Below are 20,513 nucleotides of genomic sequence, written 5' to 3' on the forward strand. Positions count from 1 at the left end.
AGAAAATTCCTCTCAGGTTGCGTACTGATTTCCTGCTGCGCAAAAAACCCCGGGAAATATTCCCGGGGCACTGAGCACGTAAAAACAAGCGTGTTCTTCTCTCATCCAGACTTTACTGTCGGTTCTGGGATTCCGGATGCTTCCGGTCACCAGATCAACCGCTCATAGCGGGTCGCGGACTATACCGCCGGTAGGGAATTCCGCTTTCTGCATCATGCAGATCACAGTCACCCTGCCCCGAAGAATTTCCTTTTATATGCTTTATTATACTGCCGTATAAATGTATTTGCAATACTTTTTTAGCGTTCTTCCCTGAAGTACGGAAGTCCCAGTCCTGCCGGAGGCTGGTGTTCCTTCTTTTTACGGAAGCTGGTAAACACAAGAACAATAATCGTAACCACATAAGGCAGAGCCTTAAATACTTCCTGCATACTTCTTCCCAGTCCCGGGATATAAAGATACAGGATGTAGAGTGCTCCAAACAGAAACGCACCCCAGATGGCATTAAGCGGTTTCCACAGGGCAAAGATAACAAGGGCAACTGCCAGCCATCCTCTGTCTCCAAAACCGTTGTCTGTCCAGGTTCCGCCTGAATACTCCATAACGAAATACAGTCCGCCCAGACCTGCAAGTCCTGCTCCGATACAGGTAGAAAGATATTTATACTTGGTAACATTGATTCCCGCCGCATCTGCAGTTCCCGGGTTCTCTCCGATGGCACGGAGATTCAGTCCATATCTTGTTTTAAACAAAAATACAGAAAGGACTACTGCCGCAATGATACACAGATACGTCATAAATCCATAGCTGAAGAAAAGATCTCCGATCACCGGAATTTCAGATAATCCCGGAATCTTGGCTGTATAGGCGCTTCCTGTAATCTTTACGGAAATCTGTCCTACACCGCCTGCAAGCTTGGAAATAGAACCGCCGAAAAAGTTTCCGAAGCCGGTACCGAAAATAGTAAGGGCAAGACCGGTTACGTTCTGGTTTACTCTGAGCGTAATCGTCAGGACACTGTAGATCAGTCCGCCAAGGGATGCAACCACAAACGCACACAAAAGTGAGATCAGAACTCCCACCAGAGCATTGGGATTGGGGTTATCCTTTTCGTAGAAAAATGCTCCCATAAGGCCGGAAATACCGCCCATGTACATAATTCCCGGAATTCCCAGATTCAGGTTTCCGGATTTTTCCGTCATAATCTCGCCAAGCGCACCATACAGAATACAGATGCCCTGGACAATGGCTTTTTGAATAAAAATAATAAGAACACTCATTGCATCTTCCTCCTATTTCTTTGCGCGCTCAACCTTATAGTTAATAAAGAACTCTGCTCCGATCAGGAAAAACAGAATAATTCCAAGGATTACATCGGAAGCATTTTCATTTAATCCGTACTGAGTTGCGATCTGCACTGCACCCTGCTGCATAAACACGATGCCAAAGGATACTGCCAGCATGATAAATGTATTAAACTTGGAAAGCCATGCAACAATAATCGCTGTAAAGCCTCTGCCGTCTGCTGTTGCAGTGGAAATTGTATGACTTGCGCCGCTGACAATAATAAAGCCTGCCACACCGCAGATAGCGCCGGAAATGGCCATGGTACGGATAATTACTCTTTTTACACGGATTCCCGCATATCTTGCTGTATTCTCACTTTCACCTACGACTGCAATCTCATAGCCCTGCTTGCTGTATTTCAGGTAAATAAACATCACAACTGTAAATACAAGAACGATCAGGACATTCCATCCGTATTTCTGTCCGAAAAGTTCCGGAAGCCAGCCTGCCTGAGTGGTCTGATTAATAATTCCCACCGTATTGGAGCCCTTGGGATTCTCCCAGAACACAATGCAGAACGTAACGATCTGCATAGCAACATAATTCAGCATCAGAGTAAACAGTGTTTCGTTTGTATTCCAGTATGCTTTGAACACTCCGGGAATCATTCCCCAGATCATTCCGCCAAGCGCGCTGCATACAAACATTATAATAAGAAGGAGTACCGGAGACATGCTGTCCCCTGCATAGATCATCACAGCTGCCGCACAGGCTCCGCCTACCAGAATCTGACCTTCTGCACCGATATTCCAGAAACGCATTTTAAATGCCGGAGCCAGACCGATTGCAATACACAGCAGAACCATCGTATCACGAAGAGTGATCCATACACGGCGTTCAGAACCTAAAGCGCCGTCCCAGATCGCTTTATATACATCCATGGGGTTCATTCTTACCAGTAAAAAAATCACGCCCGCGCACACGATCAGAGACAGAAGAAGGGCAATAAAACGAATCAGAAGCCGTTTCTGCCAGCTGATCTTTTCACGCTTGGCCATTTTTAAGAAAGGTTCTCTTTTCATGACTGCTCCCCTCCTTTTTCATGTTTTGTCATCAGAAGGCCAATTCCCTCTTTTGTGGCAGTTCTTCCATTTACAACTCCGCTTATTTTTCCGCCGCAGAGCACAGCGATCCTGTCGCTGAGAGCAAGAAGTACGTCCAGATCCTCGATAACGCAGATCACTGCTACTCCGTGCTTTTTCTGCTCATTTAAAAGTTTGTAAATGGTATGGGAAGAATTAATATCAATTCCCCTTGTAGGATATGCTACCATAAGAATCTTCGGATTCTGTGCGATTTCGCGTCCTACCAGTACTTTCTGTACATTTCCGCCTGACATCTGACGTACAGGCGCCGAAATACTTGGCGTCATGACTTCAAGCTGATCCTTGATCTCTGAGGCAAGCTGCCTTGGCCCTCTTCTGTCCAGAAGACCACCTTTGCCATTGTGATAGCTTCGCAGCATCATATTATCTGTCATATCCATATCGCCTACCAGCCCCATACCGATACGGTCCTCAGGCACAAAAGCAAGACTTACGCCAAGCTCCTGGATCTCCACAGAATTCATTTTTGCCAGATCTTTCACATTTCCGTCGCTGTCTGTAAACCGGATACTTCCGCTTTCAGTAGGCTGCAGTCCTGCAATAGCTTCCAGAAGTTCCTTCTGTCCGCTTCCGGAAATTCCGGCAATACCCAGGATTTCTCCACTGTTGACCGTAAGATCTACATCATCCAGTGTTTTGACGCCTTCTTTATCTTTGCAGGTCAGCCCCTTAATCTCCAGGCGTTTCTCCGGATTTACCGGATCCGGACGGTCGATATCCAGATCCACCTTGGCGCCTACCATCATCTCTGACAGACTCTGAACACTTGCGCCTGAAGTCTCTACCGTATCTATGTAGCAGCCTTTTCTGAGGATCGCCACACGATCAGAAAGAGCCAGAACCTCCTGAAGCTTATGAGTGATAATGATAATGGAGCATCCGTCGTCCCTCATATTTCTGAGAATATCAAACAGTCTGTCCGCCTCCTGAGGAGTCAGAACAGCAGTAGGCTCATCCAGGATCAGTATCCTGGCTCCCCTGTAAAGCATTTTGACAATTTCTACCGTCTGCTTCTGGGAAACAGACATTTCATAGATCTTCTGGGACAGATCCAGGTCAAATCCATATTTATTAACAAGAACCTGAATCTCCTCTGTGATCTTTTTCATATTCAGCATTGCTTTTCCCGGAAGACCGAGAACAATATTTTCTGCTGCTGTAAGAACATCCACCAGTTTAAAATGCTGGTGCACCATACCGATTCCCAAAGCATGAGAATCCTTTGGTGAACGGATCGTAACTTCTTTTCCATCTACCAGAATATGTCCCTCATCCGGATAGTAAATTCCATAGATCATATTCATCAGCGTGGTTTTTCCGCTTCCGTTCTCTCCCAGGATCGCAAGGATCTCGGATTTTCTGAGAGTGAGATCCACATGGTCATTTGCCAGAACGGAACCGAAACGCTTGGTGATCTGTTTCAGTTCAAGAGCATAATTCTCTCCCACTTCTATTCCCTCCTTTGATGCATTGAACAGTAAATTTATACTATATACAGATTGCTCTGCTTTTTTATACAATCGAATCCTGCTGTTAAAAGTATTCCATCATATAAAAAAGCAGAGCTGCTGACAAGCAGCTCCGCCGTGTATCTGCCTTATTCCACGATAGAAGTGATTCCGTCGATCGCAAGATCGAATGCCGGAGCAGATCCGAATTCAGACTCATGGAAATATCCGTCAGATACGTACTCTGTTCCATCTTTCTCGTATGTGGTAACTTCTTTGCCGTCAACTGTAAATGTAGAAGTATCAAATACATGAAGGGAACCGTCAATAATTGCATCCTCTACTTCTTTTACCTTTTCTTCTGTTCCTTCTGCTACAGTCTTCTCATTGAGTGGTGTCAGTCTGTCTGCGCCCTCTGCGAAGCCCTTGCACCAGTCAACATCGATCTCTGTGCCGTCCAGCATGCACTGTACTGCATAGGTGTAATATACGCCCCAGTTAATGGATGCAGATGTAAGAGCTGTGTTCGGAGCAACAGAGGTCATATCAATGTTATAGCCTACACATGGAACGCCTGCTGCCTCACATGCTGTAGGAGCGCCTGTTGTATCTGCGTGCTGACTGATCAGAACACATCCGTCAGAGATCAGAGCATCTGCACACTCTTTTTCCAGGTCAAAGCTTGCCCAGCTGTTTGTATATTTTACTTCCATAGTAACTGCAGGGCATACGCTCTTTGCGCCAAGATAGAAAGAAGTATATCCGGAAATAACCTCTGCATACGGGAATGCGCCTACATATCCCATTTTTGCCTGATCTTCTGTGATCTCTCCGGCTTCGATCATCTCGTTCAGCTTAAGTCCGGCAACAACACCGGATACATAACGGGATTCATAAATGTTTGTAAAATAGTTGTGCATGTTTGCAAGTCCGCTTGCCTTTGCCTGAGTTCCTGTTGCATGGCAGAACTGAACCTCCGGATATTCTTCTGCTGCCTGCAGAACATAAGTCTCATGACCAAAGCTGTTTGCGAACACGATCTGGCATCCCTGGTCTGCCAGGTCTGCTGCTGCGTCATAAGCCGCCTCGTTTTCTCCGATCAGAGTTTTTTCGATCACCTGGTCTTCTTCCAGTCCCAGATTCTCAACCATCTCATCAATTCCTGCCATATGAGCAGCGCTGTAACCTTCGTTTTCGTCACCAATGTAAATAATTCCCACTTTCAGGTCTTCTTTTGCAACGCCGTCTCCCTCTGCATACACCGGCGCTGTCATGGAAACTGCCATAGCCGCTGCCAGACCTACTGCTAATGCTTTTTTCATCCTCTTTTCCTCCATTCTTACCCATAGGTATTCCTGCCTGCGCAGGAACACAGTGAATATGTTTTATGAAACATAAAGAGGCACAACACCGTCTGCGTTCCGCCTCTCTGCAAGTACTTTAATCATACCGAAAATGGCGTAAATTGTCAATACAATCAGAAAATTCAAACTGTTTTTTCGGCTAACTAAATTTTTTAAGCTGCTATTTTCTTTATTGTTCATCCGCTTGACTTCTTAGCATTAAAGCGTTATACTTTAGAAGTTAAAAGCAGAGAAGTAAATCTTTTCTCTGTACAGTTAAACACAAATGGAATAAAAGGAGGATATATATTATGAAAAAAGAAATTTTTGCCTTAACACTTTCCGCTGTAATGGCTGCCGGTACCTGCAGCATACCTGTAATGGCTGCTGACGACACCTATAATGTTGGCATCTGTCAGCTGGTTCAGCATGAGGCTCTTGACGCGGCCACACAGGGATTCAAGGATGCCCTCACAGAGGAATTCGGCGATAAAGTCACCTTTGATGAGCAGAATGCACAGGGAGATTCCAATACCTGTTCCACCATTATCAATAATTTTGTTTCTAATGATGTGGATCTGATTCTGGCTAATGCAACTGCCGCTCTTCAGGCAGCAGCCGCAGGAACTGAAGATATTCCGGTACTGGGCACTGCTGTTACAGAATACGGCGTTGCTCTGGATCTTGATGATTTCGACGGTACGGTAGGAACAAACATTTCCGGCACTTCCGACCTTGCGCCTCTTGATCAGCAGGCTGCTATGCTTAACGAGCTGTTCCCGGATGCAAAAAATGTAGGACTTCTCTACTGCTCTGCTGAACCCAACTCCCAGTATCAGGTGGACACTGTGAAGGAAGAACTTGAAAAGCTGGGATATACCTGTGAATATTATGCATTTTCTGATTCCAACGATCTTTCTTCCGTTGTCACCACAGCGGCTTCCGAAAGCGATGTGATCTATGTTCCCACAGACAACACAGCAGCTTCCAATGCTGAGATCATTAACAATATCTGCCTTCCGGAAAAGGTTCCGGTAATCGCAGGTGAAGAAGGTATCTGCAGCGGATGCGGCGTTGCCACTCTTTCTATCAGCTACTATGATCTCGGTACTGCCACAGGAAAAATGGCTGTAAAGATTCTGAAGGGCGAAGAAGATGTTGCAGAAATGCCTGTGGAATACGCACCGAACTTCACCAAAAAATATAACCCGGAAATCTGCGAAGAGCTTGGGCTTGAAATTCCGGATGACTACGAAGCCATCGCTGCTGAAGAATAAGCCAGGAGGTTCCCCATGGATATAATGAGTTTAATAAACGCCCTTCCAGGGGCAGCTGCCCAGGGACTGATCTGGGGCATTATGGCCATCGGCGTATATCTCACCTTCCGTATTCTGGATGTTGCCGATCTGACAGTTGACGGTACCATGTGTACCGGAGGCGCAGTGTGCATCATGATGCTGATGAGCGGCCAGAACATCTGGGTTTCCATGCTGGCTGCCACAGGAGCCGGAATGCTGGCCGGACTTGCAACAGGAATCTTCCATACAGTTATGGGAATTCCCGCGATCCTTTCCGGAATCCTGACTCAGCTTGGACTTTATTCCGTAAACCTTAAGATCATGGGAAAAGCCAATCAGGCAGTCAATTCCAGTAAGTATGATCTTCTGGTATCTCTGAGAAATATAAAGGACGTGCCTTTTTATCAGAACACCATTCTGATCGTAGCTGTTTTTATTGTGATCCTGATCGCTGTTCTCTACTGGTTTTTCGGAACGGAAATCGGCTGCTCTCTCCGCGCCACAGGCTGTAATCCAAATATGTCCAGAGCTCAGGGCATCAACACGGATTTCGCCAAGGTTCTGGGACTTATGATCTCCAATGGCCTTGTAGCTCTCTCCAGCGCATTTCTTGCCCAGTATCAGGGCTTTGCAGATGTGAATATGGGCCGCGGCGCTATTGTGATCGGTCTGGCAGCCGTCATCATCGGAGAGGCTGTTTTCGGAAAGATATTCCGCAACTTTGCGCTCCGTCTTTTCAGTGTGGCTCTTGGTTCCATTTTGTACTACCTGGTTCTTCAGGCAGTGATCTGGATGGGAATCGACACAGATCTTCTGAAGCTTCTGTCCGCACTTGTGGTTGCTGTTTTTCTTGCAGTTCCTTACTGGAAAGCAAAGTATTTTGCAAAACCAATGAAACGCGGAGGTAATACAAATGCTTGAGCTGAAAAATTTATATAAAACCTTCAACCCCGGCACCATCAATGAAAAACTGGCCCTTAACGGACTTTCCCTTACCTTAAAGGAGGGAGATTTCGTTACCGTGATCGGAGGCAACGGAGCCGGAAAATCCACCATGCTGAATGCAGTAGCCGGAACCTGGATGGTAGACGAAGGCCAGATCCTTATTGACGGCACTGATGTTACCAGGCTTTCCGAACATAAAAGAGCCGCATATCTCGGCCGCGTTTTCCAGGATCCCATGACGGGAACCGCTGCAACCATGGGAATTGAAGAAAATCTGGCGCTGGCAAAGCGCCGGGGCAAAACACGTTTTCTCCGTCCGGGAATCACGCGAAAGGAGCGGGACGAATACCGGGAGCTTCTGAAAGTTCTGGGTCTCGGTCTTGAAGACAGACTTACCTCCAAGGTCGGTCTGCTGTCAGGAGGTCAGAGACAGGCTCTTACCCTTCTGATGGCAACTCTGAAAAAGCCAAAGCTTCTTCTTCTGGACGAGCACACTGCTGCTCTGGATCCAAAAACCGCAGCAAAGGTTCTGGAGATCACAGATATGATCGTCAACCGTGATCACCTGACCACAATGATGATCACCCACAATATGCAGGATGCCATCAATCACGGAAACCGTCTGATCATGATGATGGAAGGAAAGATCATTCTGGATATTGAAGGAGAAGAAAAGAAAAAACTGACTGTAAGAAATCTTCTGGATCAGTTTGAAAAAGCGAGCGGTCAGGAATTTTCCAACGACTCCGCACTGTTAAGCTGATAAAAAAACGCCTGCATTTCGATTTGAAGTGCAGGCATTTTTTATCTCAATCCATGTTATCTTTTTATTTAATCCCTCTCATGGAAAGGCTGATACGTTTTTTCTTCATATCAACCCCCAGTACGCGGACGTCAACTACATCACCAACGCTGACAGCTTCCAGAGGGTGCTTGATATACTTTTCACTGATCTCTGAAATATGCACAAGACCGTCCTGATGAACTCCGATATCCACAAAGGCTCCGAAGTCAATCACATTTCTGACTGTTCCCTTCAGGATCATTCCCTCTTTCAGATCTTTCAGATCAAGAACGTCGGTACGAAGAACCGGTTTCGGCATCTCCTCACGTGGATCTCTTGCCGGTTTTTCCAGCTCTTTCACAATATCTCTCAGTGTGATCTCTCCCACACCGAGCTCTTCTGAAAGTTTTTTATAATCGCTGATCTTACGGGAAATTCCGCTGAGCTTTCCTCCGGCAATATCCTCAGTGGTAAATCCCATTTTTTCCAGAAGCTTCTGAGCTGCCTCATAGCTTTCCGGATGTACACTTGTAGAATCAAGAGGATTTTTGCCGCCTGTGATCCTGGTAAAACCGGCGCACTGTTCAAATGCTTTCGGTCCAAGCTTCGCCACCTTCAGAAGCTCCCGTCTGCTGTTAAAACGGCCGTTTTCTTCTCTGTATGCCACGATATTTTTTGCAATGGCTTTACTGATTCCGGAAATATATTCCAGAAGGGAGGCGGAAGCTGTGTTAAGATCCACGCCCACTTTATTAACGCAGTCCTCTACCACTCCGCCAAGAGCTTCTCCCAGCTTCTTCTGGTTCATATCATGCTGATACTGTCCCACGCCAATAGATTTCGGATCGATCTTTACAAGCTCTGCAAGAGGATCCTGAAGCCTTCTTGCAATGGAAGCCGCGCTTCTCTGCCCCACATCAAAATTAGGAAATTCCTCTGTGGCAAGCTTACTTGCAGAATATACAGAAGCTCCTGCCTCGTTGGTGATCACATAGGAAACCTGTTCTGGAATCTCCTTCAGAAGCTCCACAATGATCTGTTCTGACTCTCTGGATGCTGTTCCGTTGCCCAGAGAGATAAGAGAAATATTATATTTTCTGATCAGCTTTGTCAGTGTGTCCTTTGCTGCACGGATCTTGGCCTCAGAAGTAGGAGCTGTAGGATAGATCACTGTTGTATCCAGGACCTTTCCCGTAGCGTCCACTACTGCCAGCTTACATCCGGTACGGAAGGCAGGATCCCATCCCAGAACCACCTTGCCCATGATCGGAGGCTGCATAAGAAGCTGCTCCAGATTTTTTCCAAATACATGAATGGCTCCGTCTTCTGCTTTTTCTGTAAGCTCACTTCTGATCTCACGTTCAATGGCCGGAGCGATCAGACGCTTGTAGCTGTCCTCCACAACCTCTTTCAGAACAGGAGTCGTCTTGGGATTGTCCTTTTTGATCACCTGACGGGTAAGCCATCCCAGGATCTCTTCCTCAGGCGCATTGATCTTTACGGTAAGGATCTTTTCTTTTTCTCCACGGTTCAGCGCAAGAACTCTGTGACCTGCAAGTTTTTTCACCGGCTCCTCAAACTCATAATACATCTCGTATACAGAGCTTTCCTCAGGCTTTCTGGCAGAAGAAACAACGGTTCCCTTCTGTGCGGTCAGCTTACGGATATAAATTCTGTAATCTGCCTCATCAGAAATATGCTCTGCCAGAATATCTTTTGCTCCGTCAAGGGCAGCCTTTACATCTGCAACGCCTTTTTCTTCGGATACAAAAGCTTCCGCCTCTTTTTCAGGCGCTTTATCTGTCATCTGGAGCATCAGGATATTTGCCAGCGGCTCCAGTCCTTTTTCTCTTGCAATAATAGCCCGGGTACGCCGTTTCGGCCTGTACGGACGGTACAGGTCTTCTACAACCACAAGTGTCTGGGCTTCAAGAATCTGTTTTTTCAGCTCCGGCGTCAGTTTTCCCTGCTCCTCAATACTTCCGATCACCTGATTTTTCTTATCTTCCAGATTTCTCAGATACAGAAGTCTCTCATGGAGAGAACGAAGCTGCTCGTCATTTAAGGAACCTGTTGCTTCCTTACGGTAACGGGAAATAAACGGAATGGTGCAGCCCTCATCGATCAGCTTCACCGCAGCTTCCACCTGCCACTTTTCTACACTCAGCTCCTTTGTAATTATCTGAATAATATCCATATTTTCCTCCAGTTGTTTTGTTCGCATCTATTTCTTACGAAAATATTTTTATCAGAATCTACGCCTCTGAATTATAATCATCTCCTGTGCGCTGTTCCTGTAACTCTTTATCTGCAGCAGTATCTTCCAGTTCTTTCGGGATCCAGTCTGCCACCTCATGCATATGTTTTTTATGAGTTTCTTTCAGCTCTCCGGTCACATCCATATAGAATATAGTATTTGTGGCGTATATATATGGCATTACCCATAATAAGCCCACATACAGAAACAGTATGGAAAGAAACATCAGAGGAATAAAGCTGATCTGCAGCACAAGATACTGCATCATATGTCCCTTCATCAGAGACGCGCTTTTTTTCAGAGCCTCTCTCCCCTTCATCTGCGGATTATCTGCAAGGATATAAAATGCCATAGCAAAGGGAAGTTTAATCACAACTCCCAGAACTGTTGCTGCCAGCGCACTGTACATAATCGGCTGACTCCATTCCAGCACTGCTTCCATTGTCTCTGCTGCCGGAGCAGTCATGTTTACCATATAATAAAAGGGAATCATAAGAACCGTATCGATCAGCGCCATGATCAGGGCAGCCGACAATACTCCGTCTGATCCTTTTTTAAACATATAGATCAGATTTCCGAATCTGTACTCCCGTCCACGGGCCATGTTCAGAAGCATAAAATTATATCCTGTACTGATCACCATGGAAAGCAGAGAAACAATAAACAGAAAAGCTTCTCCCAGAAGCCATGCCAGAAAGGAATCTCCGGGAAAAAGTTTAATTGCAGCCATTGTTCCTATTGTATTTAATGCCGGTGCCGCCATCATTGCCAGAATGGCAATTCCCCATTTTCCACTTAAAAACTGCTTTGCACAGGCTTTCCAGTAACGTCTGTTTCCAATCATTTTCAACCCTCTCTTTCTTCTGCTATTTAGATACTTTAGCACGAATTAATAAAAGTGTCGATATTTTTTTACGATTTGCGAAAGTTTTGTCCCGGTCCCATGAAAGCTGCAGTTCTTCTTCACCACAGGAAAACCGCTTATCCGATCAGATCAGATAAGCGGCCAGATATACTATTCTTCGTCCATTTCGTGATGAACCGTAATACTTGCAACCTTTGTGGTACTTTCCTCCTCGTTAAACCAGAACTGTACCGAATGTTCCAGTTTGGAATCCTTATCAGGATAAATGGTAAGATAGTTGTCTTCGTCTTCGTAAAGGTATCCTCTCTCTCCGGCCTTTGCAATCAGTTCACTCTTATCAGCGCCGAGAGTAATATTCTCTGAAAGCTTCAGCGCAAGAACCTCCGGGTCATAGGAGCCAAAATCAAGTTCTGTCACAAAGCAGTTTTCAACAGAGGTTGCATTTTCTGTCAGATTATAAACGGAAAAACTCACGGTCTGGTTATCTTTCATCATATCAATAAATTCCAGGCCGCCTCCCTCTACAAAGGCATCCTCTGCCACATCCTTCATTTCCCAGCCGTTATCCAGAAAGGCGGAAACAGGAGCCGGAAGCCGGTAAAGATTTCCCATGAACTCTACTTCCGGATCCATAAAATCACTTCCCAGAGCTGCCGGAGTCTGATAATTTGTCACAATCTCCGGTACTTCTGTACTGACACTGCCTTTATCGAAACCTTCCGGTTCTTTAAAGTTCCTGATATCAGCCTGAAGAAGTGTATTGGTTTCTTTATAAACATAAAGCTCCACACGTTCATAGGTATCCTTCTGGTAAGTCATTTTTGTATAGAGATCTGAATCATAGGTATCGCTTGGTTCTCCATATGCTGCTTTAATATCGTCCACATTGGAAACTCCCATGGAAATACCGCCCGGAAGCTTCACCGGATTGGCAGTCAGATCAATGTCACCCCAGCTCATGTCAAACTTGATGCCGGCTACCAGGCAGTCGGAAACAGCCGCCTCATTAATGCCGAAATTCATCATATCTGCATAAACGCTTGCTTCACCGTTGTTAAATGTCACCATTGTATATGATCCTGGGGGAACCATGGTATCCGGACTGTCATTTTTACTGAGCGTCCATCCAAGAGCTGTAAAATCTTCATATTTCACAGGAAGCTGTATGAGATTACCTGCATATTCTGCCTGAAAACTGTAAACATCTGTACCAAGCGCTGTCTGAGCCGCTGCTGTTTCCTCTGACGGAGCAGCCTCCCCGCCTGATGTTTCTTCCGAAACCGCTTCTGTTGTCTGTTCTGCCGCCCAAGCCATTGAGGGAACACCGGCAGTCATGCATCCGGCAAGCAGAAATGCTAAATACTTTTTCCTCATAGATTGATCCTCCATTGGTCATTTTCCCCATTATATCTGAATCCAGAAGTTTTTTCCAGTATTTTTTCACAATTTTATCTGTGTTTCATGTATGTTTTTGTCTTTTATGTCAAAATATACTGTAACAGGATCGGAAGATTTTTCTTCTATGCAGATCAGACAGTTCCTGCTCTTTCAGTCTGCCAGATTAAAGGCATCGTGTACTGCATTCATTGCCCGGATGCCGTCTTTTTCATTAATAAGAACAGTCACACGAATCTCTGAAGTGGAGATCATGTTAATATTTACCCCTTCATTATACAGGCTTTCAAACATTTTTGCCGCCACGCCCGGATTGCTCATCATACCGGCTCCTACGATGGAAAGCTTTGCAACATTTCTCTCTGAATGGATTTCTTTATATCCCAGTCTTGCCTGGTGTTCTTCCAGAGTTGCCACAGCCTCATCCAGATCCTTTCCGTCCACTGTAAAGGAAATGTCCTTTGTTCCTGCACGTCCGATGGACTGCAGAATCACATCAACGTTAATATTTTTCTTTGCAAGAACATCAAAAAGCTTAAACGCCACGCCCGGCACATCTTTCAGACCAATTACTGCAATTCTCACTGCCTCTGTATCAAGGGCAACTCCACTGATCAGCATTCTCTCCACTGTTACTTCCTCCTTTACAACAGTTCCTTCACTTGTATTCAGACTTGAACGTACCACAAGAGGTACACCGTATTTTTTAGCCATTTCCACAGAACGGTTGTGAAGCACTCCCGCTCCCAGTGTTGCCAGATCAAGCATTTCATCATAGGTGATTTCTTTCAGCTTTCTTGCTGACGGCACTTTACGGGGATCAGCTGTATAAACTCCGTCCACGTCTGTATATATCTCACAGGCATCTGCATGCAGAGCTGCCGCAAGGGCAACTGCCGTGGTATCAGATCCTCCTCTTCCCAGAGTTGTATAATCATCATATTTATCAATCCCCTGGAATCCGGTCACCACAACGATCTTACGGCTGTCCAGCTCTCTTCTGATACGCTCTGTATCAATTCGTTTCAGTCTGGCATTGCCATGTACGCTTGTGGTATGCATAGCTACCTGAAAAGCATTCAGGGATACCGCCGGAACGCCCAGGCTGTCCATTGCCATGCTCATAAGAGCTACAGACATCTGTTCTCCGATAGTAAAAAGCATATCCATTTCTCTCTTTGGCGGCTTTTCACTGATATCCTGCGCCATGGTGATCAGCTCATCTGTGTACTTTCCCATTGCAGAAAGCACCACTACTACATCATTTCCATTTTTATAATCCTCGATACACCTGCGGGCAACATTAAAAATACGTTCTTTATTTGCCACCGAGGTGCCTCCGAATTTTTTTACAATTAACATAATTTTCCTCCGAAAAGATATTTCATCATATCCCAGCCGTGTTCTACTTTGATTCCGCTTTCCAGTGCTTCCTTTTCATTATAATGCCAGTTGTGGCTCCGGGGAGCTGTGCTGTCATAAAGAAGATACGGTACCGGCTCTGCCACATGTGTCCGCACCTTCACAGGCGTAGGATGATCCGGAAGGATCAGCATCCGGTAATCCTCTCCCGCTGCGTCCAGTCCCTCTTTCACCAGGCGTATCAGCCTATGATCAAGATATTCTATGGATTGGATCTTGCGTTCAACGCTTCCCTGATGCCCCATTTCATCCGGCGCTTCCACATGAATATACGCAAAATCGTAACCTTCCTCTGTCAAAGCCTTTACCGCAGCCCGGGCTTTCCCTTCATAGTTGGTATGAAGCCCGCCGTTTGCTCCTTCCACGATCCTGCAGTCCATTTCTGCTCCCGCTGCAATTCCCTTCAGAAGATCCACAGCAGAGATCATCACTCCCTTTTTGTGATAGATCTTCTCAAAAGATGTAAGGATGGGCTTTGTGCCTGCGCCCCAGAACCAGAAGCTGTTTGCCGGGTTCAGTCCCTGCTCTTTCCGTTTCCGGTTCAGCGGATGATCCTTCAGGATCTCATAGCTTTTTTTCTGCATGGACAAAAGCATTTCATCCTCCGGCAGATAATTTCCGACCCTCTGTGTCAGCACATCATGAGGCGGTGTAAGCTCCAGATTTTTTCCATTTTCCCACACAAGACAGTGACGATAGCTGGTTCCCACATAAAAACTGCAGTTTTCATTTTTCAGCTCCTGGCACACATCTCTGAGAAGAATTGCCGCGTCCTCTGTACTGATCTCTCCGGAGCTGTGATCCAGAATTCTCTGTTCCTCATAAGGAACATCCTCCTCTGTCAAAGTCACAAGATTGCAGCGATAAACCACATCGCTTTCCTTCATATCCACTCCGATGCTCAGAGCCTCCAGAGGAGATCTCCCTGTGTAATATTTCCTGGGATCATAGCCCATCACAGAGAGATTTGCCGTATCACTTCCCGGTGCCATTCCTTCAGGTATGGTGGAAACAGTTCCGATTTCGGACATTCCCGCCAGCTCATCCATACATGGGGTAACGGCGCAGGAAAGGGGTGTTCCGCCATTCAGACTTTCCATTGGCCAGTCCGCCATTCCGTCTCCCAAAACCACAACATATTTCATAATTACCTCCTCGCTGCCTGTTATTTCCAGACATTCAGGTACACTTCTGAGTACTGTCTCCCGGCTGCCCGTTGTCTCAGGTGCACTTCAGCTTAGTCTTTTACACGAATCATGGAAACCACTTTTCCATTCAGACGGGCTGCTTTTTCTTTATATTCAGCCTGCTTCATCACAGAAGTCACAAATGCAAACTCTCCCGGAAGCTTTTTCAGATTAACGATCTCGACCTTTCCGAATACTTCCTCCACCTGCTCTACAGTAGCTCCTTTTACCCGTACAAAAAATCTTCCCGCAACCTGATCCAGCTCCATCAGATGAAGCGGTCTGCTGGTCCAGTTTGTCATAATATTTCTGTGAAGATGTTTTGCCTCGTCCACAACGTCAGCCACAACAGCGCTTGCTGTTGGCAGCTTGCCTGCGCCGCTTCCATAAAACATGGCATCGCCAAGAACATTTCCATGTACAAACACACTGTTGAATACTCCGTTGACGCTGTACAGCGGACTGTTTTTGCCCAGAAGGAACGGAGCTACCATCGCATAAAAAGAATCATTTCCTACCTTACGGCTGGTTGCCAGAAGCTTGACTGTCATTCCCAGCTCTGCCGCATACTCCATATCTTCCGGTGTAACCTTTGTAATGCCCTCCGTATAAATTTCTTCATAATTAAGGAATTTTCCATAGGCAAGTGAGGAAAGAATGGCAATTTTACGGCATGCATCATAGCCTTCCACATCCGCTGTGGGATCCGCCTCTGCATATCCCTTTTCCTGAGCCTCTTTGAGAACCGCATCAAACTCAGAGCCTTCTGTGCTCATTTTATAAAGCATATAGTTTGTTGTTCCATTGAGGATTCCGGTGATCTCATCGATCTCATCTGCTGTAAGAGAGGAATTCAGAGCACGTATAATGGGAATACCGCCTCCGCAGCTTGCCTCAAACAGGAAATTAATATCTTTTTGACGGGCAATTTCCATAAGCTCCGGACCGTGCTTTGCAACAAGAGCCTTGTTAGAGGTACATACACTCTTCCCGGCCTCCAGCGCACGCTTCACAAAGGTATATGCAGGTTCAATGCCTCCCATAACCTCAACAACGATATCTACCTCCGGATCATTGGCAATGATCTCATAATCATGAACCAGAATCTCCTGAACAGGATCTCCCGGGAAGTCTCTGAGGTCCAGTACATATTTAATATTGATCTCTGCGCCGGCCCTTTTATTAATGCTCTTATGGTTTGTGTTGATAACCTCAACGACACCGCTGCCTACTGTGCCGTATCCTAATACTGCTATATTTACCATATCTTCCTCCCATATAAGTTTCTTCCGGCTGTTTTCTGCTTTTACGCTGCTTCGCAACAGCCTTTTCTGTTCGATGGTCCGGCTATTCTCCTCCCTGAAGCTTCAGATAATGAATACCTTCAGTTCTCTCAATATCCTCCACCATAGCCTCTGCATCTCCCCTTCCCGGAAGGATATCCACACTTAAAGTCAGCGTGGCCACTCCGTTAATGGGAATACTCTGGTGAATGGTAAGAATATTTCCGTGAAACTTTGCTATAGTCTGAAGAACTGCGGACAAAAGTCCGGGCTCGTCGTCCATCTGTATAATAAAGGTAATTGTTTTTCCCCTTGCCTGTTCATGAAAAGGAAAAATATCATCCTTATATTTATAAAAAGAACTGCGGCTGATCCCTGTCTGCTCTGCCGCCTCCTGAACCGTACTGACCTTTTCCGAATCAAGGAGGCGCTTTGCCTGTACTACCTTCAAAAGTACTTCAAGAACCGCCCTTTCTTTTACTACATAATATTTATTTTTTTCTGTTGTTTTTTCCATGTCCTTTCTCCTGTATGTGATAAAAAGATATCCCCCGAAGGGATGTCCGTTTCAAAAAGACACCTGTTTTCCTACGAGGGATATGTTATCACACCTGAGTACAGTCTGCAAGTATTTTTTGCAGGGCACTCATAAAGAGAGGAGCATAAGCTACTGTGAACATTACTATATTACTCCGCTTTCTTTGACAGAGCGATCCATTTCAGATATGCATTGATAAACAGATCAATGCCTCCGTCCATCACTGCATCCACATTTCCGGTTTCTTCGTTTGTACGGTGATCCTTCACCATAGTATATGGCTGCATAACATAGGAACGGATCTGATTACCCCAGCCAATCTCCGTTACCTCTCCCCGGATACCGGAAAGCTTTTCCTCCGCCTCCTGCTGCTTCAGAAGATAGAGTTTTGCTTTCAGCATCTGCATCGCTTTATCCTTGTTCATATGCTGAGAACGCTCGTTCTGACACTGTACCACGATTCCTGTAGGAAAATGTGTGATACGGATGGCAGAAGAGGTCTTATTGATATGCTGTCCGCCGGCGCCGCTACTTCGGTAGGTATCAATACGGATATCTTCATCATTAATCTCCACATCCAGGTCTTTTTTGATATCCGGCATAACGTCACAGGATACAAAAGAAGTCTGACGCTTACCTGCTGCATTAAACGGAGAGATCCGCACAAGACGGTGTACGCCTTTCTCGGATTTCAGATAGCCATAGGCATTCTCTCCGTTTACCTGGAAAGTAACAGATTTTACACCTGCCTCATCGCCGTCAAGATAATCAAGCACCTCCATAGTAAAACCTTTGCGGTCCACCCAGCGGCTGTACATACGGTACAGCATTCCGCACCAGTCGCAGGCCTCCGTTCCTCCTGCTCCGGCATTCAGCTTGATAATGGCGTTTTCACTGTCATACTCTCCTGAGAGAAGTGTTTTTACTCTGATGTTATCAAAATCAGTACGGAACTCATCCAGCATCTCCTGAATTTCAGGGATCAGATCCGGATCGTTTTCTTCGTACCCCATCTCGATCATGGTTTCCATATCATCCATCTGCGTCACCAGATTATGATAGGTTTCCATGTCGTCCTTCATGCTTTTTAATTCTTTCATTTTTTTCTGAGATGTTTCTGCATCATCCCAGAAATCCGGTGCTTCCATCTCGCGCTCTAATTCTTCAACCCGCTTTTCTTTATTAGCCAGGTCAAAGTGAATCCCTCACTTCCACTAATGGTTCTGTGTATGTTGCAAGAATACTCTTGAACTGATCTAACTCAACCACAGCTTCACCTTCTTTCTTTATATTTGTCAAGACAGTGCCGGTTCCGAAAAACCGGTACGTATCAAGTGTTCCTAGCATACCATATCCTGCCCCAAACTTCAAGAGAAGCCGGAAATGACAGTCTTTATATTTCCTGCCTGCAGACCTTAATTCCGCAGGGACCGGCGGAATGTTCCTGTTGCTGCGATCTGCAGATCAATGGTCTACAGATCAATGGTTTCCAGATCCTCCGGAACAAAAATATTTCCCCGGAAGTATTTTTTTCCTTCAGCAGTGTACAGTTCCTTTCTTCTGGAAATATTTTTATCCTCTGTGTGGTACAGAATAAGATTTTTCACCCTCAGACTTTCTGCCAGCTCACAGGCATCTTTCGCCGTGGAGTGATGCTTTTCATAAGGATGAAACTCCTCTGCCTGGTCATAAAGACAAAAAGCCTCATGAAGGAGCCATTTGCTGTTTTCTGCATAGTTTCTTTCACACTCATTGTAGGGCTCGTCCCCACAGCAGGTAAGCTTTTCTCCATCTCCCATATCCATGCAGAATCCGTACTGCTTCGCTTTGGTGGAGCCAATATCAAAAAAAGTCACCTTTTTCCCTATAAGAGTGCGCTCTTCCCCGTCTCCGACCACTTCCATATGCAGCCTGTTCCCTATAAAACACGTCTCTTTTCCGGAAAGAAGCCTGTCTGCCATTTCTTTCAGAATCGCTATTACCTCGTCATGTCCGTAGATCCATGCCTCACCCTGATACTGCCCCTGGCGCATATACTGACAGATCATGCGGATCATCCACACAATTCCCATAAGATGATCCACATGCTTATGGGTTACGAAAATCTCTCTCATATCCATCCAGTTAAATCCGGCATGCTTCAGCTGAGCCAGCAGAGTATTTCCTCCGCCGCCATCCACAAGCAGATGTTGTTTTCCATTCTGAACAACAAAACAGGTATTGTAACACTCTGTCACAAGTGCGTTGCCTGTACCAAGCATTGTAAGCTTCATGAGCTCTCCTCCGTTTCTCTGTAATCTTCCCATATACCGGATGATAATTATGTATATTTTAACATGGGCCCTGAAAATCTTCAACGAAAAACGCCGGTTTCTGCTCTGAAGAAACCGGCGCTCTGCAGCACTTGTTTTTTATTGTTTTATCTTATCGTTTTACCCTGGCTCCTGCGCCGCCCATAACTGCTTCCACTTCTTTTTTATTTACCATAGTGGTATCGCCCGGTGTTGTCATTGCCAGGGCTCCGTGAGCAGCACCGTAATTCACCGCAGTTTCTGCATTTCCTGTAGTCATAAGGCCGTAGATCAGTCCGGAAGCAAAGGAATCACCGCCGCCTACACGGTCCATGATCTCCAGTCCCTTATATTCTCTGGACTGATAAATCTGTCCGTCTGCCCAGCAGATGGCGCTCCAGTCGTTGACGGTAGCTGTTTTTACCTCACGAAGTGTAGTTGCCACTGCCTTGAAGTTTGGATAAATTTCTGCCGCATGATTGATCATCTTACGGTAACCGTCCAGATTCAGTTCTTTCAGCTCCGCGTCATTGCCCTCTACCTCAAGTCCGAGACATGCGGTAAAGTCCTCCTCGTTACCGATCATCACATCTACATATTTCGCAATCTCCCGATTGACCTCTCTCGCCTTTTCCAGACCGCCGATGGCGCTCCACATGGAAGGACGGTAATTCAGATCATAAGAAACAATCGTGCCGTATTTTTTTGCAGTTTTGATAGCTGCCAGAACAGTTTCACAGGACTGTTCAGACAGTGCTGCGTAAATACCACCTGTATGCAGCCAGCGTACGCCCAGCTCACCGAAAATATACTCAAAATCAAAATCCTCAGGTGTTGCCTTGGAAATAGCTGTGTTGGCACGGTCAGAGCAGCCGATGGCTCCACGGATACCAAAGCCTCTTTCTGTAAAGTTCAGACCGTTGCGGCAGGTTCTTCCGATCCCGTCTGTTTCCATCCATTTAATAAGAGAAGTATCCACACCGCCCTGCAGAATAAAATCTTCC

Annotated in this window: 17 protein-coding genes and 1 riboswitch; of the genes, 3 read left to right on the top strand and 14 right to left on the bottom strand. The window is 45.9% G+C overall.

Annotated features, from left to right (window positions below; genetic code table 11):
* Window positions 1-89: 89 nt before the first annotated feature.
* Window positions 90-249: riboswitch (FMN riboswitch) on the bottom strand.
* A gap of 50 nt (window positions 250-299) precedes the next feature.
* The 4 genes from QVP40_RS04360 to QVP40_RS04375 all read right to left on the bottom strand — a co-directional run bounded on the left by QVP40_RS04360 (window position 300) and on the right by QVP40_RS04375 (window position 5,187).
* Window positions 300-1,280 (bottom strand): ABC transporter permease, encoded by a 981-nt coding sequence (locus QVP40_RS04360; protein WP_022067272.1) that lies wholly within the window; start codon window positions 1,278-1,280, stop codon window positions 300-302.
* Between the two features lie 12 nt (window positions 1,281-1,292).
* The gene (locus QVP40_RS04365; protein ID WP_022067273.1) at window positions 1,293-2,369 is read right to left on the bottom strand and encodes an ABC transporter permease; all 1,077 of its coding nucleotides are present in this window, start codon (window positions 2,367-2,369) and stop codon (window positions 1,293-1,295) included.
* On the bottom strand, window positions 2,366-3,901 hold the full coding sequence (locus tag QVP40_RS04370; RefSeq protein ID WP_022067274.1) for an ABC transporter ATP-binding protein: 1,536 nt from the start codon (window positions 3,899-3,901) through the stop codon (window positions 2,366-2,368). The genes QVP40_RS04365 and QVP40_RS04370 overlap by 4 nt, the downstream gene beginning before the upstream one ends.
* Before the next feature lie 149 nt (window positions 3,902-4,050).
* On the bottom strand, window positions 4,051-5,187 hold the full coding sequence (locus QVP40_RS04375) for a BMP family ABC transporter substrate-binding protein (RefSeq protein ID WP_442852281.1): 1,137 nt from the start codon (window positions 5,185-5,187) through the stop codon (window positions 4,051-4,053).
* 368 nt (window positions 5,188-5,555) lie between these two features.
* Here QVP40_RS04375 and QVP40_RS04380 point away from each other — a divergent pair, with 368 nt between their 5' ends.
* Genes QVP40_RS04380 through QVP40_RS04390 form a run of 3 tightly spaced genes read left to right on the top strand, consistent with a single transcriptional unit; the run spans window position 5,556 to window position 8,250 of the window.
* On the top strand, window positions 5,556-6,521 hold the full coding sequence (locus tag QVP40_RS04380; protein ID WP_022067276.1) for an ABC transporter substrate-binding protein: 966 nt from the start codon (window positions 5,556-5,558) through the stop codon (window positions 6,519-6,521).
* A 15-nt stretch (window positions 6,522-6,536) separates the two neighbouring features.
* Window positions 6,537-7,463 (top strand): ABC transporter permease, encoded by a 927-nt coding sequence (locus QVP40_RS04385; protein WP_022067277.1) that lies wholly within the window; start codon window positions 6,537-6,539, stop codon window positions 7,461-7,463.
* Complete coding sequence (locus tag QVP40_RS04390) at window positions 7,456-8,250, top strand: ABC transporter ATP-binding protein (protein ID WP_022067278.1); 795 nt, start codon at window positions 7,456-7,458, stop codon at window positions 8,248-8,250. The genes QVP40_RS04385 and QVP40_RS04390 overlap by 8 nt, the downstream gene beginning before the upstream one ends.
* A 64-nt stretch (window positions 8,251-8,314) precedes the next feature.
* Here QVP40_RS04390 and QVP40_RS04395 read toward each other — a convergent pair whose 3' ends face one another.
* From QVP40_RS04395 to QVP40_RS04440, 10 genes are all read right to left on the bottom strand, one after another.
* Window positions 8,315-10,468 carry a Tex family protein gene (locus tag QVP40_RS04395; RefSeq protein WP_022067279.1) on the bottom strand — a complete coding sequence of 718 codons (2,154 nt, stop codon included), beginning with the start codon at window positions 10,466-10,468 and terminating at the stop codon, window positions 8,315-8,317.
* A gap of 58 nt (window positions 10,469-10,526) precedes the next feature.
* Window positions 10,527-11,372 carry a DUF975 family protein gene (locus QVP40_RS04400; protein ID WP_022067280.1) on the bottom strand — a complete coding sequence of 282 codons (846 nt, stop codon included), beginning with the start codon at window positions 11,370-11,372 and terminating at the stop codon, window positions 10,527-10,529.
* Between the two features lie 171 nt (window positions 11,373-11,543).
* Window positions 11,544-12,767 (bottom strand): hypothetical protein, encoded by a 1,224-nt coding sequence (locus tag QVP40_RS04405; RefSeq protein ID WP_022067281.1) that lies wholly within the window; start codon window positions 12,765-12,767, stop codon window positions 11,544-11,546.
* Window positions 12,768-12,941: 174 nt separating this feature from the next.
* Complete coding sequence (locus QVP40_RS04410) at window positions 12,942-14,150, bottom strand: aspartate kinase (RefSeq protein WP_022067282.1); 1,209 nt, start codon at window positions 14,148-14,150, stop codon at window positions 12,942-12,944.
* A complete protein-coding gene (locus tag QVP40_RS04415) occupies window positions 14,144-15,355 on the bottom strand; it encodes a cofactor-independent phosphoglycerate mutase (RefSeq protein WP_022067283.1) in 1,212 nt (403 codons plus the stop codon). Before QVP40_RS04415 ends, QVP40_RS04410 begins: the two co-directional genes overlap by 7 nt.
* Window positions 15,356-15,447: 92 nt before the next feature.
* Window positions 15,448-16,662, bottom strand: a complete 1,215-nt coding sequence (locus tag QVP40_RS04420; RefSeq protein WP_022067284.1) for a homoserine dehydrogenase — start codon at window positions 16,660-16,662, stop codon at window positions 15,448-15,450.
* Between the two features lie 82 nt (window positions 16,663-16,744).
* Window positions 16,745-17,197: an ACT domain-containing protein gene (locus QVP40_RS04425; RefSeq protein WP_022067285.1), complete on the bottom strand. Its 453-nt coding sequence runs from the start codon at window positions 17,195-17,197 to the stop codon at window positions 16,745-16,747.
* A 170-nt stretch (window positions 17,198-17,367) separates the two neighbouring features.
* Window positions 17,368-18,487 (bottom strand): peptide chain release factor 2 gene (prfB, locus tag QVP40_RS04430; protein ID WP_390427230.1). Its coding sequence is split into 2 segments (ribosomal slippage): window positions 17,368-18,423 and window positions 18,425-18,487, totalling 1,119 coding nucleotides; the frame shifts between segments, so codons are not numbered across the junction.
* 203 nt (window positions 18,488-18,690) lie between these two features.
* The gene (locus QVP40_RS04435) at window positions 18,691-19,491 is read right to left on the bottom strand and encodes an MBL fold metallo-hydrolase (protein WP_022067287.1); all 801 of its coding nucleotides are present in this window, start codon (window positions 19,489-19,491) and stop codon (window positions 18,691-18,693) included.
* Window positions 19,492-19,642: 151 nt separating this feature from the next.
* The coding region (locus QVP40_RS04440) for a sugar kinase (RefSeq protein WP_288200321.1) at window positions 19,643-20,513 on the bottom strand (871 nt) is incomplete at its 5' end.

This window comes from Blautia sp. CAG:257, assembly GCF_000433815.1.
In the GTDB taxonomy this organism is placed as follows: Bacteria; Bacillota; Clostridia; order Lachnospirales; family Lachnospiraceae; genus Blautia_A; species Blautia_A caecimuris.

Bases quoted from the DNA above. Each gene is read 5' to 3' on its own strand.
- QVP40_RS04380 (WP_022067276.1), top strand. From the start codon at position 5,556: ATGAAAAAAGAAATTTTTGCCTTAACACTTTCCGCTGTAATGGCTGCC.
- QVP40_RS04420 (WP_022067284.1), bottom strand. From the start codon at position 16,662: ATGGTAAATATAGCAGTATTAGGATACGGCACAGTAGGCAGCGGTGTC.
- QVP40_RS04400 (WP_022067280.1), bottom strand. From the start codon at position 11,372: ATGATTGGAAACAGACGTTACTGGAAAGCCTGTGCAAAGCAGTTTTTA.
- QVP40_RS04385 (WP_022067277.1), top strand. From the start codon at position 6,537: ATGGATATAATGAGTTTAATAAACGCCCTTCCAGGGGCAGCTGCCCAG.
- QVP40_RS04395 (WP_022067279.1), bottom strand. From the start codon at position 10,468: ATGGATATTATTCAGATAATTACAAAGGAGCTGAGTGTAGAAAAGTGG.
- QVP40_RS04390 (WP_022067278.1), top strand. From the start codon at position 7,456: ATGCTTGAGCTGAAAAATTTATATAAAACCTTCAACCCCGGCACCATC.
- QVP40_RS04360 (WP_022067272.1), bottom strand. From the start codon at position 1,280: ATGAGTGTTCTTATTATTTTTATTCAAAAAGCCATTGTCCAGGGCATC.
- QVP40_RS04415 (WP_022067283.1), bottom strand. From the start codon at position 15,355: ATGAAATATGTTGTGGTTTTGGGAGACGGAATGGCGGACTGGCCAATG.
- QVP40_RS04410 (WP_022067282.1), bottom strand. From the start codon at position 14,150: ATGTTAATTGTAAAAAAATTCGGAGGCACCTCGGTGGCAAATAAAGAA.
- QVP40_RS04375 (WP_442852281.1), bottom strand. From the start codon at position 5,187: ATGGCAGTTTCCATGACAGCGCCGGTGTATGCAGAGGGAGACGGCGTT.
- QVP40_RS04435 (WP_022067287.1), bottom strand. From the start codon at position 19,491: ATGAAGCTTACAATGCTTGGTACAGGCAACGCACTTGTGACAGAGTGT.
- QVP40_RS04425 (WP_022067285.1), bottom strand. From the start codon at position 17,197: ATGGAAAAAACAACAGAAAAAAATAAATATTATGTAGTAAAAGAAAGG.
- QVP40_RS04365 (WP_022067273.1), bottom strand. From the start codon at position 2,369: ATGAAAAGAGAACCTTTCTTAAAAATGGCCAAGCGTGAAAAGATCAGC.
- QVP40_RS04405 (WP_022067281.1), bottom strand. From the start codon at position 12,767: ATGAGGAAAAAGTATTTAGCATTTCTGCTTGCCGGATGCATGACTGCC.